At 68.7% G+C, this 16285-nt stretch carries 13 protein-coding genes, 2 tRNA genes and 1 pseudogene; 1 reads left to right on the top strand and 15 read right to left on the bottom strand.

Annotated elements, in window-relative coordinates; all coding sequences use genetic code 11:
• Positions 1–76: 76 nt before the first annotated feature.
• Entirely contained in the window at positions 77–823 is a 747-nt protein-coding gene (locus tag D472_RS0107460) for an SDR family NAD(P)-dependent oxidoreductase (RefSeq protein WP_017603866.1), read from the bottom strand.
• 93 nt (positions 824–916) lie between these two features.
• On the opposite strand from D472_RS0107460, the gene D472_RS0107455 reads away from it, so the two are divergent.
• Positions 917–1525: a TetR/AcrR family transcriptional regulator gene (locus tag D472_RS0107455; protein WP_017603865.1), complete on the top strand. Its 609-nt coding sequence runs from the start codon at positions 917–919 to the stop codon at positions 1523–1525.
• 174 nt (positions 1526–1699) lie between these two features.
• On the opposite strand, the gene D472_RS0107450 is transcribed toward D472_RS0107455, so the two are convergent.
• The 14 genes and pseudogenes from D472_RS0107450 to D472_RS0107385 form a co-directional block, all read right to left on the bottom strand.
• Positions 1700–2266 (bottom strand): DUF3060 domain-containing protein, encoded by a 567-nt coding sequence (locus tag D472_RS0107450; RefSeq protein WP_017603864.1) that lies wholly within the window; start codon positions 2264–2266, stop codon positions 1700–1702.
• A gap of 75 nt (positions 2267–2341) precedes the next feature.
• The gene (locus tag D472_RS0107445) at positions 2342–2935 is read right to left on the bottom strand and encodes a TMEM165/GDT1 family protein (protein ID WP_026117479.1); all 594 of its coding nucleotides are present in this window, start codon (positions 2933–2935) and stop codon (positions 2342–2344) included.
• A gap of 295 nt (positions 2936–3230) precedes the next feature.
• Positions 3231–4301 (bottom strand): UDP-N-acetylmuramate dehydrogenase, encoded by a 1071-nt coding sequence (locus tag D472_RS0107440; protein ID WP_017603862.1) that lies wholly within the window; start codon positions 4299–4301, stop codon positions 3231–3233.
• A gap of 45 nt (positions 4302–4346) precedes the next feature.
• Entirely contained in the window at positions 4347–4772 is a 426-nt protein-coding gene (locus D472_RS0107435; RefSeq protein WP_017603861.1) for a MaoC family dehydratase, read from the bottom strand.
• 16 nt (positions 4773–4788) lie between these two features.
• Positions 4789–5232 (bottom strand): MaoC family dehydratase N-terminal domain-containing protein, encoded by a 444-nt coding sequence (locus tag D472_RS0107430; protein ID WP_026117478.1) that lies wholly within the window; start codon positions 5230–5232, stop codon positions 4789–4791.
• A 157-nt stretch (positions 5233–5389) separates the two neighbouring features.
• Positions 5390–5554, bottom strand: a complete 165-nt coding sequence (rpmG, locus tag D472_RS0107425) for a 50S ribosomal protein L33 (protein ID WP_026117477.1) — start codon at positions 5552–5554, stop codon at positions 5390–5392.
• A 104-nt stretch (positions 5555–5658) separates the two neighbouring features.
• A tRNA-Met gene (locus D472_RS0107420) sits at positions 5659–5734 on the bottom strand.
• A 102-nt stretch (positions 5735–5836) separates the two neighbouring features.
• Positions 5837–5912 (bottom strand) — tRNA-Thr (locus tag D472_RS0107415).
• Positions 5913–6162: 250 nt separating this feature from the next.
• A complete protein-coding gene (locus D472_RS0107410) occupies positions 6163–8271 on the bottom strand; it encodes an AAA family ATPase (RefSeq protein WP_017603859.1) in 2109 nt (702 codons plus the stop codon).
• A gap of 102 nt (positions 8272–8373) precedes the next feature.
• Positions 8374–13029 (bottom strand): TIGR02680 family protein, encoded by a 4656-nt coding sequence (locus D472_RS0107405; protein WP_017603858.1) that lies wholly within the window; start codon positions 13027–13029, stop codon positions 8374–8376.
• A pseudogene (locus tag D472_RS26640) lies at positions 12983–14289 on the bottom strand (TIGR02678 family protein). Before D472_RS26640 ends, D472_RS0107405 begins: the two are co-directional and overlap by 47 nt.
• Positions 14290–14357: 68 nt before the next feature.
• Entirely contained in the window at positions 14358–15134 is a 777-nt protein-coding gene (locus D472_RS0107395) for a DUF2397 family protein (protein WP_017603856.1), read from the bottom strand.
• A 163-nt stretch (positions 15135–15297) separates the two neighbouring features.
• Complete coding sequence (locus tag D472_RS0107390; RefSeq protein ID WP_017603855.1) at positions 15298–15864, bottom strand: hypothetical protein; 567 nt, start codon at positions 15862–15864, stop codon at positions 15298–15300.
• A 120-nt stretch (positions 15865–15984) separates the two neighbouring features.
• Positions 15985–16285 (bottom strand): hypothetical protein (locus tag D472_RS0107385; RefSeq protein ID WP_017603854.1); only part of this gene is annotated, 301 nt, incomplete at its 5' end.

Here is a 16285-nt window from a genome sequence, read left to right as displayed (position 1 = left end):
TACGTGCGTCCCGACCACCGAGCTCACCCGCACCGATGGTGCCCGGGCCCCTTGGTGTCCTTCCCCCGAACATGGGTCAGATCTGATTCAGCCCCCCGTCGACGTACAGGCTCGAACCGGTGACGAAGCTGCTCTGCTCGGAGGCGAGGAAGGCCACGGCCGCCGCGATCTCCTCCGGACGCCCGAGTCGGCCCAGCGGTACGTGGGCGGCCAGGTGCCGTTTGAGGCCGCCGGCCTGCTCGGGGTCGGGAGCCAGGCCTGACAGGCCAGGGGTGTCGGTCGGACCGGGCGTGATGGTGTTGACCCGGATGCCGCGTTCCTTGAGTTCGTTGGCCCAAGTCCGGGAGAAGGATCGGGTGGCGGCCTTGGTCGCCGCGTACACACCGAACGCCTCGGCACCGCCGTCCACGTTGGTGGAGCCATTGAGGATGATGGAGGCGCCTTCGTTGAGCAGTGGCAACGCCTTTTGAACGGTGAACACCGTGCCCCGGACGTTGATGCCGAAGAGGGTGTCGAAGTGTTCTTCCGTGATCTGCGTGAGGGGCGCGAACTCGGCGACGGAGGCGTTCGCGAACAGCACGTCCAGGCCTTGTCCCCGGTCACGGACCGTCTCGTAGAGGCGGTCCAGGTCGGCCGGATTCGCGATGTCACCGGCCACCGCCGTGGCCGACCCGATCACTTCGACGGCCTCATCGAGGTCGGCCTTGCGCCGGCCCGTGATGAACACGTGCGCGCCCTCGGCCGCCAGCCGCACGGCGCTCGCCAGGCCGATTCCGCTGCTGCCACCGGTGACGAGAGCGGTCCTGCCTTCAAGTAATCCCATGTGAGGGCTCCCATCTAGTTCTGTATCGATCGATACAGAACTAGGAGCGTAGCACTTCTGCATGGATCGATGCGGAAGGGATAGGGTGGTGGGATGGCTACCAAGCAGAGCGGAGCGATCGGCCGCCCCCGAGGGTTCGACACCGACCAGGCCCTCGAACGCGCCATGTTGGTCTTTTGGGAACTCGGCTACGAGGGCGCCGGCCTGGCCACCTTGACCGAAGCGATGGGTATATCCACCACCAGCATGTACGCGGCCTTCGGCAACAAGGAAGAACTGTTCCGCAAGGCGTTGGAGCGCTACACCGAAGGCCCGAGCGCCTACCTGACTCGGGCCTTGGAGGAACCGACCGCCTTCGGCGTGGCCACCGCGATCCTGGAGGGGGCGGTCCGCGCCACCACTGGCCCGACCCATCCTCACGGGTGCATGGGTGTCCAGGCCGCCTTGGCCGTCGGTGCCTCCGGACGCGGCCCCCGCGACCTTCTCATCGCCTGGCGCAACGATGGCCACTTCCGGGTGCGAGAGCGGTTCCAACGAGCCGTCGACGACGGTGACCTGCCTCCACAAGCCGATCCTGACCTCTTGGCCCGCTACGTCGCCACCTTGACGTTCGGTATCGCCGTACAAGCCGCGAGTGGTGTCGACCGCGATGAACTCCAAGCGATGGCCGACACCGCGCTGCGCGTCTGGCCACCGGCCTGAGGACCGCACGACGTTCGTCGCCGCGTTTCAGCCGACCTTCCGTGACCGGTGCCGCTTCCAACGCCCGTAGGCCATCGTCTGCGAGGAGTTCGGGCTCACCGGCTCCGGACACGAGAACGGCCCTGCCCCGGTCATCGGTGGCAGGGCCGGCGCCATTCGTCGAAGCGAGGCCGGTCAGCCCTGTTCGATGGTGTTGTCGGTACCGTCGTCCTGGATGTCCGGGACGTCCTCGGTGTAGGTGACGGTGTTGGTGGAACCCTCGACTTCCACTTCTTCGACGCTGGTGGTCTCGACGGTGTTGTTGTCACCTTCGATGTCGAGTTCCCGAACGCTCTCGATGGTGACCTCGTTGTCGGAGCCCTCGATATCGAGGCCCCGGGTCTGGTCGGCGGTCACCGTGGCGCCGTCTGCGGTGATCTCGATGTCCCAGCAGTCACCGGTGATGGTGACCTCGGCGGCGGCCTCGACGTAGATCTCACCGCCACCGTCGCAGGTGATGTCGATGGCGCCTTCGTCGCTCACCCGGTGTTCGTCCTCACCGGAGACGGTCATCTCGTCGCCGCCCTCACCACCCTCGTCCTGGGTGGGGCTCTCGGCGTCCGGCGCGGCGTCCATCGGGGCGGTCTCGGCCGGGGACTCCATGGGGTCGGGTGTCTGCCCCGCACCGTTTCCACAGGCCGAGAGCGCCAGGACGAACGCACTCGTGATCGCCAGAGCACTCAGGGTTTCCTTGCCGTTCATCACACTTCTCCAGAACCGGTTCGGCTACGCAGGGAATCACCACCCTAACCCTTGGTAACCACGGGTCGTGGGAGGTCAGGCCAGGAGTCCCCACACACCCTGCCCGAGCATGGCCGCGCCCGCGACGAAGAACAGCACACAGGCACCGATCCGGATCGCCCTCTCCGGGAGCTTCTTGCCCAGGACCGCACCAAGGACGATGGCGATGGCATCGGCGGCGACCATGCCGAGGGTGGAACCGATCCACACGGGCAACCAGTGGTGCTGGGTGCCGACCGTGATGGTGGCGAGCATGGTCTTGTCTCCGAGTTCGGCGACGAGGAAGACCACGAACACGGTCATGAAACCGGATCGGATCCGGCGGGAGGCCGCCCTGGCTTCGTCCTTGTCGGTCATCTCGTCGCCGTGCAGAGTCCATAGACCAAAGCACAGGAAGGCCAGACCCGCGATGAGGGTGAGCCAGTCGGTGGGGACGGCGGCGCCGAGGACTTCGGCGATGAAGACGCTGCCCAGGTGGACCACGGCGGTCGCGGCGGTGATACCGAGGATGACCGTCAGAGCCCGATAACGGGTCGCCAAGGACATCGCGACGAGCTGGGTCTTGTCGCCCATTTCCGCGATGAAGATGGCCAGGGAACTCACCCCGAGACCGACGAGAAAAGCTGACATACTGCTCCCACTGTCCGTGGTGGGCAGAAGGAGGCGGAGAACACCCCTTCAACCCGGCCGCATCTACCGGGTCAAAGGTCTCGTCCGCCCGCTCGAACTGGGCTCATGCAGCCGGGACGGGTGTCCAGTATGTCGACCGCACGCATTGGGGACTACTCCCCTTCGACGGCAACGACATTATCAGTGAATATTTTTTGCGGCAATTCATCGGGGCATCGAATTGCTTTATCAGGCAAGGCGAAAAGGCGAGTTAGACGCACCTAACTCATTTCTTTGCCGTTTTTCGCCGTCATGGTCAGAGCCCGACTCCGACCATGACGGGTTCGTTGACCAGGCGCACTCCGAAGGCCTTCTCGACCCCGGCACGCACCTCGCGGGCCAGATCCAACAGGTCGGCGGTGGTGGCTCCGCCCGGATTGGTCAGGGCAAGGGTGTGTTTGCCGGAGATCCGTGCGGGCCCGCCCCCGTACCCCTTGGTGAATCCGGCCCGGTCGATCAGCCAGGCGGCGGAGAGCTTCACGTTGCCAGCCTCGTCGGGGTGACCGGGAATCTCGGCGTCCGGCCCCAGGCGTTCAACGGCGCGTGCACGAAAGTCCGCGTACTCCCGGGGCGACAGAATCGGGTTGGTGAAGAACGAACCCGCGCTGCGGGTGTCCGGGTCGGAGGCATCGATGACCATGCCCTTGCCCCGGCGCAACCTCAGGACGACCTCACGGGCCTGCGCCAAAGGCACTCGTTTCCCCGCGTCCACGCCCATGGCGCGGGCCACCTCGGCGTAGCGGACGGGCCGGCTCAACGGCCCACGTCGCATCTCGAAGACCACTTCGCACACCACGTAGCGGTCGTGCCCCTTGAAGGCGCTGTCCCGGTAGGTGAATCCGCAGTCGGCGTTGGACATGGTGACCAACTCTCCGGTGGCGCGGTCCAAGACCAGCACCTCCCGAATGGTCTGGCTGACGTCTTGCCCGTAGGCGCCGACGTTCTGGATGGGGGTGGAGCCCACCCGGCCGGGGATGCCGGAGAGGAACTCGATGCCGTTGAGTCCTTCCTCGACGGTCCGCGCGACCAGGGGATCCCACTCCACGCCCGCGTCCACCCGCAGCAGGACGACCTCCTCGCCGGTCTTCGGGTCGGCCCCGGCCTCGGTGGAGGTGACGCCCTTGGAGTCCACCAGGATCACGGTTCCGGGGAACCCGTCGTCGGCCACCACCAGGTTGCTGCCGCCACCGAGCACGAGGACACGCTCGCCGGTGCGGTCGGCTTCGGTGACGAGCCGGACCAGCTCATCGGTGCTGTGAGCGGTCAAAAAGGCCTTGGCGGGGCCGCCCAGACCGAGCGTGGTGTGGTCGGCGAGCATGGTGGACACGGGTACCTCTTCGTTCTCGTGTGGCCGCTGTGGACTGCGCGCACGTCAAGGGAGACGGACGACGGCGGTGGCCTTGACCAAGACCTTGGCCCCGCCGGAACGGGCGGTCAACAGGACGGTGACCGTGCCGTCCTCGTTCTTGGACTTGACCTTGCCCCCGACGGTGATCTCGGCGCCCTCGTCGTCGTCGGGAACGACCACCGGGGCGGAGAAGCGCACCGCGTAGTCGACGATGCTTCCGGGGTCGCCGGTCCAGTCGGTGATGACCCGACCGGCCTCGGCCATGGTGAACATGCCATGCGCGATCACGTCGGGCAGACCAACGGACTTGGCGAAGCGTTCGTTCCAGTGGATGGGGTTGAAGTCACCGGAGGCGCCCGCGTAGCGGACCAGGTCCGAACGGCGGACCGGGAAGGTCCGTTCCGGCAACCGCGCACCGACCTCGACGGCCTTGTAATCGAGCCTGCTCATGGTCTGTCCCCGCTTCCTAGGATCCCCGGACGACGAGCATCATGCCCGCCGTCACCACGTGCTGTCCGTCGGCCGCCTCGGCCACCGTCTCCAAGGTGAGGAGCTCGTTTCCACCCAGCGCCTTGATGTCGGTGATGCGGGTGAGAGTGGTGAGGACGTCGCCGGCGTGCAGGGGGCGGCTGTAGTGGAAACTCTGGTCCCCGTGGACGACCCGGGAGAAGTCGACCCCCAGCTCGGGGTCTGCGATGGCCAGGGCGGAGCCGGCCATGCCCAGGATCACCGGGAAGGTGGGCGGAGCGATGACGTCGGGATACCCCATGGCCTTGGCGGAGGCCTGATCGAGATAGACCGGATTGAGGTCGTTGATGGCCTCGGCGAATTCGCGGATCTTTCCGCGTGTCACCTCATAGGTCTCGGGGGCGGGATACTCCCGGCCGAGGTAGTCAGGGTTGATCGCCACGCTCTGCCTCTCGGGTGTGGAAACGTCGAGGCCGGCCCGCCGTCGTGGCGGCACGACCTCCTTCAACGGCAAGCAGCCCGGTGAGCGTTTGGCTCACCGGGCTGGATTCTACGAGAAGCCGGCCACTCCCTGCTCGGGACGACGGACCTTCCGGGACCTAGCGGGTCTCGCGGTGGTCGTTGTGCTTGCGGCAGTTCGGGCAGAACTTCTTGATCGTCAGACGGTCGGGAGTGTTCCGACGGTTCTTGCGCGTGATGTAGTTCCGGTGATTGCACTCCTGGCAGGCCAGGGTGATCTTCGGCCTCACGTCTGTGGCAGCCACTTCGGAGTGCCTTTCTCGCTGGAGACATTACCTGGGCGCAGTTGAACACTGCTGGATACCCACGACGACCCCTGAGCGTCTTGTTCCCTCAGGGGCCAGCGGGTTGGTAGCGGGGGCCGGACTTGAACCGACGACACAGCGATTATGAGCCGCTTGCTCTACCGACTGAGCTACCCCGCCCCGGATCAGACCGAAGAAAATCCTACACGGGATTTCTCGCGATCAAGGCCGGCGAAGCTCCACCGGCCACCCACCTGAGTGGACCGGAACCTCATCAAGTGGTGGAGCCCCTTTACGGAATCGAACCGTAGACCTTCTCCTTACCATGGAGACGCTCTGCCGACTGAGCTAAAGGGGCGCGCTGTGGGACTTTCTCTCGTCCGCCCCGGGGGTGTTCCCCCTTGCGCTGGTCATAACTATACAGGGATCGAGGGGTGCTCTGCCAAATCGAACGTCCCCTCCCCTCCCCTCCACCTCGCGCGGCGCCGCCCTTTGGACACGAAACCGCCGCTCAGGGCGGGATCCTCGGCCTTCACGCACCTTCCGGGAGTCGTGGGAAACGGCCGGAATGTGACGCCACGCACCCTCCCATCGGCCCCCGGAAGCCTTCAGCCCTCGTTCTCGGCGAGCCAGACGTTGGACATGGCGTCACGGTTGATGGTGCGGATGTCCGCGGGCAGCCCCAGGCGACGCAGCGCGTCCGAGAGGCGGGTGTCGTGGGTGAACACGATGAGCTGACGATGCCGTCCCACCTCGGCGAGCACGGAGGCCAGCCCTTCGACGGTCTCGGTGTCCATCGCTTGGACCGGGTCGTCCAGGAGCAGGAAGCCGAACGGATTACCGTTCACGAGGGTGCGTGGCAGGCAGATGGACAAAGCCAAGGCCTGGAACTCCCCCTGACTGAGCAGTCCGGGCGCACTGGTCTGGTCCTCCACCCCGTCCACTGCCACGTCCACCTCGACCCGCCTGCGGGCGCCACGGCCGATGAGCCGCATGCCCTGCAGGTCGATGTGACGTTCCTGACGCAACCGGAACCACACCTGTTCGGCTTGGGAGGCCACCGGACCCAACCGTTCGGCCCGTACCGAGCGCGCGTACTCCGTGAGCCACTCGAGGGCGGACTCCACGACCGAGAGCGTCTCACTGGCCTCGATGGCGCCCTGGGCGTCGTCGAGCCACTCGGAGAGCCCTTCGGCGAGCTCGGCCCACCCGTTGGTGGGGTCCTCCAGGCGTTCGGCGGCGTCACGGCGCGCACTGATGGCGGCGGCGCGGAGTCTGCGTCCCACCGTCTCGACGTGCTCGGCCAGCTCCGCGAGGTCCTCGATGTCGGCACCGGACTCCCACAGGGCCCACACCTGGCCGAGTTCGCTCTCCGGCGGCAGCCAGGACGGCATCGGGGAAAGCAGGAAGCGCGCCTGATCACGCGCGGTCTCAGCACGTTCGTAGGCGGCGGAGGCGGTGGCGGCCTGAGGTCGTAGTGCCCGCAAGTGGGCGTTGGCCCGACGCACCCAGTCCGGACCGAGAACGCCCGTGGTGGAACAGGTGGGACAGGTGGTCTCGGTCGGGTGGCGTTTGTGGTGTTCCAAGGCCTGTTCGAGGAGGCGGATGACGCCGTGGGCGTGGTCGCCCTTGCTCCCGGCAGCCATGGCCAGTTCCATCGCGGCGCCGCGCAGTTCGTTGACGACGTCACCGATCAGGACGCGCTCGGGAACGGCCAGACGCCGCAGTCGACGCAGGACCACGTGTTGGGCCGGATCGCTCGGGCCGTCGTCCGCGGCGATCCGACGCAGGAACTCCAGGTCCATGTTGGGCGAGGAGAGGACGTGGACGGCTTGCGCGGCCCTCGGATCGTTCGAGGCACCGAGGGCGTCCATGAGGGGGCGAAGACGCCGAGAAGGCCTGTCACGACGACGGACCAGGCCATCACAGACCTTGGCCAGACGACGTTCGGCCTCGGCGAGCCCGGTGAGGCCGAGCAACGCGGTGAGGGTGTCGTAGAGTTCGGCGGCGCGACCGGTGACGGTGCGACCGAGTTCGTCGTAGGACAGGAAGGGTCGGTAGCGGACGAGATTCTCGCCCCAGTCCAGGGTTCGCAGGGGGGAGACCTCGCCATTGGGGTGAACGACCTCTCCTCGGGCGGAGCGGACGCTCTCTCCGACCCAACGCCGGCTGATCCGGGTGGGTCCGCCATCACCCGCGATGTGGATGTCGACGCTGGCCTCGGTGCGCTCGTCGTAGTGCAGGTTGCGCCAGCCATCGCGCCACCCGGTGGGCATGGCGTCCCAGCGGGGGTTTCGGCCGGTCAGCGCGGCCTCCGCCGCCTCGGCGAAACTGGACTTTCCGGAGCCGTTGCGGCCGACGATGACGGTGAGACCCGGACCCGCGGGGAAGGTGAGCTCCGCGGGACGACCGATGCCGCGGAAGCCCTGTACCCGAATGCCGGTGAGGTAGGCACGGCGCACGTGTGCGTGCGATGGGTCACCACCGTGGCCCTCGATGACGGGTTCGGGAACGTGCTCGCCCTTCAAGAGGGCGTCCAGGGCTTCCTCTCCCCAAAGCGCGGCGTGGATCCAACCTCGAACCCGCGAGGGTTGCCCGGAGCGCGCCAGAGCCTTCAAGAGGGCCCTTGTGGTGGGGTCGTCGGTCTCGGGAACGGCTTGTCGACCGTCCCGTCCTCCGTTCGCGTCCGTCTCGGGTACCCGAGTCACCTTCGCCACCCCGCTCCGTTCTCGAACCTGCATCAGCAGACTAGGACAGGCGGGGAGGAGAGGTGTTGGTGATGCGTGTAACGCCCGCCCCGGTCGGCTCCCAGGAGTCGATCAGACTCCGACCAGTTTCCTCCGACTACCGTCCCAGGTGAAGTGCAGGGTCGCGATACCCGGCACGTTCGGGTCACGCAGACATTCATAGATGTTGAGACTCGGCACGCTCGCGAAGCAACCCCAGACCCGCTCGGAGGTCAGCACGAAGTCGAGGTCGAGTTCGACCAGCAGACCGAGCAGTCGACCGTGTGTGGGTTCGTCGACCTTGGCGAAGGCGTCGTCCAGCAGGATCAGGCGAGGCGCCCAGGGCGCGCGGAGGGCCAAGGCGTCGAAGTGGGCGGCGGCCGCGGCGAACAGCACCAGGTAGGCGACCACGCGTTGTTCACCCTGACTCAGGGCGGTGCGGTGGCCCAGACGGCGCTCGTCCCCGGCGGTGTCGGTGACGTAGACGGTGAACGTGAACCAGGAGCGGTAGTCCAGGGCCGCGCGCAACTGGGCGCCACCGGTGGCGGTCGGGTCCAAACGGCGGATCGCCTCGATGCAACGGCGCAGTGCGTCGCGCAACCGGGTGGTCTGTACCCGAGAGCGCTCCATCGGCGGGGTGGCGAGCAGCGGCACGACGGCCTCGATGTCGGCCCCCGCGTCGGGTGCCAGGCTCCAGTCCAAACGCACGCCGAGTCCGGCGGAGGTGGTGACGTCCTTGAGGACGTCGTTCATGGTGGCTATGAGGGCGCGGGCCTCGTCGATCTGGCGGGAGAGGTGTCCGGCGAGTTCGCCGAGCAGGTGGCGCTCGAAGGCCTCCTCCTCGGCGACGGCCACGCTCTCCTCCGCCCGGGCGACGGACTCGGCCACGTGTTCCGCGTAGGCGCTGACGTCGTGGGTGCCCTCCTCGTCGTGGACGGTGAGGCGTTTGATCCCCCGGGGCTCGGTGAGTTCGGTGCGGGTCTGGACCCAACCGACGGAAGCGAGCAGGCGCTGGAGGTCCTCACGACTGCCGAGGATGGCGCTGTCGTCGACGTCGGTGACCTCGGTCTGGGCCGCCAGCCCCTCCTCCAGCTGTTCGACGAAGGCCGCGAGGAGGTCCAGGCGTTCGTCGGGACCGGTGGGTTCGACGTCGGGGTCGGTGTCCAAGGCGGCCAGGTAGCGGGCCAGGGGGCCGTTCTCCTCGGCGCAGTCCTCCAGGCCGGCGGCACGCAACAGGACGGTGTCGGGGACGATCTCCCGTGCTTGCCCGGGGGCCGAGGCGGCGAGGTCGCCCACGGTGGTAACCGCTGCGATCAGTCCCTCCCCCGTGGTGAGGGCACGACGGACCTGCTCGGCGCGTTCGACGGTGGCGGCCTTGAGTCGGGCCTCGGCGCTGACGCGTTCGTCACGGGCCGCCTGGGCGCGGCGTTCGAGTTCGGGGAGACGTTCGGCGGCTTCCTGGGCTCGGGCGCGGACCTGGTCCCTGGCTGCCTCGATCTGCTCCGTGGGGACCCCGCGGGCGCGGTCACCGAGTTCGAACTGGCGACGCACGGTGATCATGTCGTCGATCGCGGCGGCTCGGGCGTCTTCGGCGAGGAGCCGGGCCTGCCGGGTACGGTTCCAGGCCCCGACGTGACGTTCGTGGTCCATGAGTCGCCAGGCCAGGACGTCGAGGTCGCGCAGGGCCGAAGCGATGAGCACGCGTAGGTGGTCCAGGGCGCGCAGGACGCTGTCGAGTTCGGCCCGGGTGGTGGGGAGGGGCCCCTCCTCCGAGCGGGTCCGGGGGGCGGAGTCCGAGGTGGTCGGTGTCCGTGCCGAACCCGCGGTTTCGGCCAGCCGGGCACGCAGGGCGAGGAGCTCGGTGCGAGCGGCCTCCGCGGCGGAACCTGCCGTGTCGTGGGCGCGGCGGGCGACGGCCACGTCGGAACGGGCCACGTCGAGGGTGGCCCAAGCCCGTACGAGCGGTGCCGGATCGGGCAGGTCCCGGGACACCGCCAGGAGCTCGGTGTAGGAGCGTTCGAGCGCCCAGCGGCGCTCCCCCGCCTCGGCGAGCAGGGCCTCGGCGATGGCCATGCGACGTTCGGTGTTGGCGGACTGGCGATCACGGGCGCGTTTGCGAGCGGCCTCACCGATGTATTCCGGTTCGCTCTTGTGGTGGGCCCCGGAGAGCACGCCCAGGCGCCACCCTCCGCTGAGGGACATGGAGCTGACGGTGGCCACGGAACTGTCGCGACGGTGTTTGGCCTCGCCGTCCTCGGCCTCGGCCGGTGTTTCCGAGTGCAGGGCGATGGAGGCGAGCAGCGCGCGCAGGCCATCGTGCTGGACGCCCCGGTCGGGTACGGCGACGGGTACGAGGACGTCCAAGAGTGTGCGGCCCTTGGCGGGGCGGGCCGGGGTGACCACGAGGTCGCGAGTGGTGGGGTCGTACAGCGTTCCGTCCGCACGGATCCATCCGGAGAGGATTCCGGCGGCCTCCAGCGCGGCCTCCAGCCCGGCCTGTTCACGGGTACTGAGCCCATCGGCGAAGTCGACGGCGAGGTGGAAGGGGACCCCGTCCGCATCGGAGCGCGGGTGGGTGGCCCAGGCGGGGCGTTCGGGAGCGCTGTCGGCGTTCTTGGCCTTACGGGCGGCGAGCTCGGCCAGCTCGTCGGAGAGCTGGCCCTCCTCGTTGACCGCCACGTCGCGACGTGCCCGAAGTTCCTCCAGGAGTGGGTCGACGGCGGTGTGGGCGAGGCGGGCGACGGTGGCGGGAACGCCGGGGTCCAGCACACGCAGGGCGTCGGAGATGGGCAGTTCGACGCTGCTCTCCACGTCGTGGATGGCCTCACCCAGGGCGTGGGCGTGGCTGGAGTCGCGTAGGCGTGCGGCCCAGGCACGGACCCCGTCGGCGTAGACGGAGCTCTGTTCGCGCAGGGCGGCGATGGCGTCCTGTTCTCGTGTGTGGGCGTGCTCAAGGGTGGCCTGGGCGCTCTCGGCCTCGCTGGTGAGGGCCACGAGTCGACGGTCGGCCGTGGCCTCGGCGGTGGTGAGTCCGATGAGGTGGGCGGCGAGGTCGGCACGCTCCACCGCGGCGTTCGCGGCGGTGGTGAGTCGATCGTGCAGCCTACCGAGGTTCTCGCGTAGGTCGGCGAGGTCGAGGCCATCGACGGGTTCGCGTTCCACGGCCTGTTCGAGCCCTTGGAGGTCCACCCTGGTCGTGCTCTCCCGAGGAGCGTGGACGGTGACGCGGGTCTCGGGGACCCGCCCCAGCGCCTCCGGGTCGATGCCGGCGGCCGTGACGGCGCGGGTGGCCTCGACGTGGGTCTGGCGCAGGACCTCCAGGGCGCGTTCGATGGCGGTGGTGTCCTCGCCCAGGCGCTCGATCGCGTGGTCCTCGGTGGTGGCGGCGTGCTCGGCGGCGGCCCAGGCGGCCTCCGCGGCACGGATGTAGGCGCCCACGGCGGCGTCGTAGGCTCGGCGTTCGTTGGTCGTGGCGGTGGCGGCTCCCCCTTGGACGCCGACCAGGGTGCCCTCGTCGGCCGCGGCGGTGTCGCGGGTGCGACGAACCTGATCGCGCTCCTCGGCGATGCTGCTCTCGGCGGTGATGAGTTCGTCGAGTTCGGCGCGCAGGCGGTCGGTCTCCCCTACCCGACGGTCCCTGGCGTCGAGCTGCTCCCGGACCTCGGCGGCGCGGGCGCGCAGGGTGTGCACCAGGTAGCCGTGGTAGTCGGTGAGGAACTCGGCGACACCGGCGCCCGCCTCGGTGAGGGCGTTCTTCTCGGTGCGGGCCTGTTCGAGGTCGGCGATGTTGCGGGCCACCTCGTCCAGGACGGTCTCGTCCATGGGCGGCAGTGCCTCAGAGAGCACGCTGACGAGTTCGCCCGCCTCCAGGCGGTCGCCGATGGTGGGGCGGCGCAGCCGGTAGAGCAAGTGGATGAGGTTGCGGTAGCGGACGGAGTCGTCGATGCCGAACAGACTCCACATGACCCGTGCGCGATAGGAGACGGCGCTGGTGAAGCAGTTGTCGGGTCCGAGTTCCGCGCGTAGGCGGTCCACCGGTTTGGGCCGACCGTCGACGACCAGTTCCAGGTCGTGCCCGACTCGGCGCTCGGTGACGAAGTAGACGCAGCGGGGGTCGGAGTCGCCCACGGCCATGATCGCCGCCCCCAGAGTGAGGTGGCGGGGTGGGGGATCCTCGGATCCGGGTTCCTGCGTCTTCTCCGACTGGGCGGCGAGCAGGGCGGAGGCGGAACCGGGGTTGGGACCGGTACCGGAACGGGCCGCGGCGTCCAGGCCGCGGTCGCCACGGCCGGTGGTGAACTCCACCCATAGGTATCCCAGGCGCGTGACGGGTCCGGAGGGATCGTTCGGCTCCTGGGCCTGGGGGGACTCCTCGCCAGAGGCCTCCTCGGTCTCCTCGGAGGAGGCGTCCTCGAGGCCACCGAGTAGGTCGGGCCCGGTCTCCTCCTCGGCCGGAGCGGGCGTGGCACGGGGGTCGTCGGCCATGAGCCAGCGCAGGCTGGTGCGGTTGGTGCCGGTGGTGTCCAGGCGTCGAACGTCCCCGTCCAGGAGGAAGGGGAGCAGCATCTCCAAGGCCTTGGACTTGCCGGCGCCGTTGCGGCCACGTAGCAGCAACCGTCCCTCGGCGAACTCCAGGACCTGGTCGTCGTACTGCCAGACGTTCCGGATGCCCGCACGTTCGAGACGGTAGCGGGGGGCGGGGTCAGTCGGAGCCATCACGGGGGCCTCGTTGGTCTCCTGTGTCACCACTGGTCGCGCTCACCTTCTCGTTCGCCACCGCTCGCAGCACGGACGTCACTCGGTCGAGGTCGCCTCGGGGATCGGTCCGGGGCGCGGCCTCGGCTTCCAGGTCGGAGCCGGCCTCGGTCCGGGTGGAACCACGCGGTCGCGTGGGGTCCGTCCGGCCGTCTTCGTCATTGTCCTGGATACGGGGGACGCGATGGTCCACTTCGGAACCGAAACGGGCCGCGGCGGCGGCCAGTCGCCATGCTCCGGGGCCGCCACGGAGCAGTCCCGTTCGGGTGAGGAGTTCCAGGACCAAGGCGAAGAGACGTTCGGGTTCGGGGATCTCCGGGCCCGCGGCACGCGCCCATTCCGCACGAATCGGGGCTTCGGCCCCTCCCAGGGCCTCCAAGGCGACCTCCAATTCCTGGTCGGGGACGGGGACCGAGGTGGTGGGACGGCCCGGGTTCAGCAGGCCCGAAAGGTGCCGGATCAGGGCCAGCGCGGTGTGTCCGACGGGGTCGTCGGAGGGAAAGCGCGGACGTACGTCGTTCTCGTCGGACATGATGAGCGCCACACCCTCCGCCCGGACCTCGGTGTNNCCCCCCCCCGCCACTGATGGGCGGCCAGGCGGTCGCGTTGACGATCGGAAAGGTCCTCACGGTGGACGACGGCGGTCTCGGCGAGCCTCCGGCGCAGAGCGATCTCCGCGGCCTGGTCGCTTTCGGGATCGGGGTCGGCCGCCTCGGTGAGGAAGGTGTCGACGGTGTCACCGGCCTTGGGCAGGTGAGCGGCGACCGCGCGTAGGACCTCGGTCCGGGGAGCCAGCTCGGCGTCGACCGAAGCGTCCGCCTGGTGCGCGCGAACACCGCCGGCGGTCTCGGTGAGCGCACCGAGTTCGACCAGGCAGAGCAGGGCCGCGCAGTAGGGGCGGCGTTCGCCGAGACCGCGTTCGGGGTCGACGTCGATCCCCGCCTCGTGGGCGATCTGGCGCACCTGGACGGCCAGGGAACGCACGGTGACGGGCTCGGTGCGTTCGACCAGTACCGCCAGGGTCAAGGCGAGGTAGGTGAGGGCACGCGGGGTGAGCCGGGAACCGTCCGCACGGGTGAAGGGTCGGGTCACTTCCTCGACCAGACCACGCTTGACCAGCCGGGCGTGGTCGTCGGCCACGGTCAGACGGTAACCGAGCACCCGCTGGAAACGCTGAATCAGCCACTCGGCGTGCGCCCGGATCAGGGAGAACTCGGCGGGATGGCGTTCGCGGGTGAGCAGCGGCCGGGCCATGAGCGCGCGTGCGGCGGCCTGCCGCTCACCGATGAGGGCCGCGTCCTCGGTGTAGGCGTTCATTCCCATCACCCCCACCTCCGTGTCCAGGGTGTTTCCTCGATGACCTCGATGGGACCGGTGGTCTCGACGTCCGACTCCGGTCCGGGGAGGTTATCGGTGTCGGCCGGTTCCTCGACAGGGGCGTCTGGAACGGGGGTGTCCAGGGTGTGTTGTTCGTAGGGGGTGACGCACAGGCGCAACCCTTCCAGACTCAGTTCACCACCCTCCCCCCGAACCGTGGTCTGGGCACCGGGCGCGGCGATGACGTGCAGACGCAGCCCGAACTCCAGGTCACCGGCGGAGGTGGGCCGGCGAGAGGCGTCACCGGAGCCCAGGGCCGCGGTGAGGAGTTCCATGAGGACCTCCATGCCGGCCCCGGACAGGTCCAGGCGGGCGCGGTCGCCCGTGGGTTCGATGAGCAGTTCGCGCACCTGATCGGCGCCCGCGCGACGCCAGTGCGCGGACGATTCGGCCGCGTCTCTCAATCGTGCCTGCTGGGCACGGTGGTCGCGGACCGGTTCGGGCGGGCGCGCCCCAGGGCGCTCGATGACGGTACTGCGGTCGGCTTCGCCCTGCCACCAACTGGTGGTCGCCGCGACGCCATCGTCGACGCTCCCCTGAAGGTGTTGCGCGGGATGAAGGGCGAAGACCGCGGTGGCCAAGACGTCGGCCCGGTCGGGTTCGGCCGTCTCCAACCAGGTGGCCAGTCGTAGCAGTGCGGCACGGCCGTGCCGCGGCACCGGCCGGCCATCGGTGCCTTGTTCGTCTTTCGCGCGGTCGTCCGCCCACTGGTTGAGTCCCACAACTCAGCAGACTAGAGACCTCTCGGGCCCGCCACGCCCGGTTCGGTGGTCTCCACGTCCCGCTGAACTCCCCCTCGACCCGCCCTGAGCAGGTATTTTGCACCTTCTAAGTCCCTTTGTAAGGATTCTGCGAAGGCAGGGGGAGTCGAATCCCACCCTCTACTCAGTCCTGCCCGGTGGGGACGCCGAGCCTTCCCCCTTCGACCTGCTCGAGGGCGTCGCGCTGTTCCTCGGGCATGTCGTCGTACTCGGTGATCGTGAAGGTGGAGAAGTAGAGGGCGCCGTTCGCCTCGACCGGATCACCGAGTTCGACCTCGATGTCGTAGGGGTCGTCCTGACATCCCTGGTCCATGCACCAGGTCCCCAGGACCACGCCCCCACCACGAGCCCGCTCCCGGCTCCATTCCTTCCACTCCATCGCGCTGAAGGTCGTGGAATGACCGATCACGTACTCCTGGGGGCGTTGATCGTCGAACCCGTTCTCGTCCCCGTGATAGTTGAGGACCCGGACCTCACCGTCTTCGCCCCCGGTCGAACCATCGATGTGGTCATCACCCTCGACAGCACCGTCATCACGACCATCGCCGCCGTCGCGATCCGTCCGGTCCTGCGGGACCTCCTGTTCGGTCCTGTCCATGCTCGGGCGCTCGCCCTCACCTGGAACGTCCTGGTCACCGCAGGCGGAGGTCGCCAGCGCGAGGGCCGCCCCCACCAACAACACGCGCTTCATCTCATCTCCTCGGTCGTACCCATCGTGTCGACGGACGCGACGAGGCCCCCCGACGTACGCCGAGGGGCCTCACAACCGCTCTGTTCCCTTACCGGGGCCTCGGCCCCGTCTGGTCACCGGCTAGTGGTAGCCGTGCCCCTTGTCCTTCTTCTTGCCACGGTCGTGGTCAACGTCCACGTTGGTGCTGACGGGACCGTTGACGCAGTCACCGGTGGTCTGCGGCGACAGGATCGGCACGTTGGCGCCGACCAGGCCGACGGCCAGTTCGGTGTTGCACAGCTGTACCGGAACCAGCTGCAGGTTCTGGTTGAACTGCTGGTCCCCACCGTGCGAGGCGGAGGCCGGAGCGGCGGCGAGCATGGCGCCCAGAGCGACACCGGCGATGGCGGTGGCAGCGGTGAACTTACGCAGCATCTGCGGT

The organism is Nocardiopsis alkaliphila YIM 80379 (genome assembly GCF_000341005.1).
GTDB lineage: Bacteria > Actinomycetota > Actinomycetes > Streptosporangiales > Streptosporangiaceae > Nocardiopsis > Nocardiopsis alkaliphila.
Note: the sequence above shows the minus strand (reverse complement) of the source record. Positions and strands in the feature narration are given on the sequence as shown.

Bases quoted from the DNA above. Each gene is read 5' to 3' on its own strand.
- D472_RS0107460 (WP_017603866.1), bottom strand. From the start codon at position 823: ATGGGATTACTTGAAGGCAGGACCGCTCTCGTCACCGGTGGCAGCAGC.
- D472_RS0107455 (WP_017603865.1), top strand. From the start codon at position 917: ATGGCTACCAAGCAGAGCGGAGCGATCGGCCGCCCCCGAGGGTTCGAC.
- D472_RS0107450 (WP_017603864.1), bottom strand. From the start codon at position 2,266: ATGAACGGCAAGGAAACCCTGAGTGCTCTGGCGATCACGAGTGCGTTC.
- D472_RS0107445 (WP_026117479.1), bottom strand. From the start codon at position 2,935: ATGTCAGCTTTTCTCGTCGGTCTCGGGGTGAGTTCCCTGGCCATCTTC.
- D472_RS0107435 (WP_017603861.1), bottom strand. From the start codon at position 4,772: ATGAGCAGGCTCGATTACAAGGCCGTCGAGGTCGGTGCGCGGTTGCCG.
- D472_RS0107390 (WP_017603855.1), bottom strand. From the start codon at position 15,864: ATGAAGCGCGTGTTGTTGGTGGGGGCGGCCCTCGCGCTGGCGACCTCC.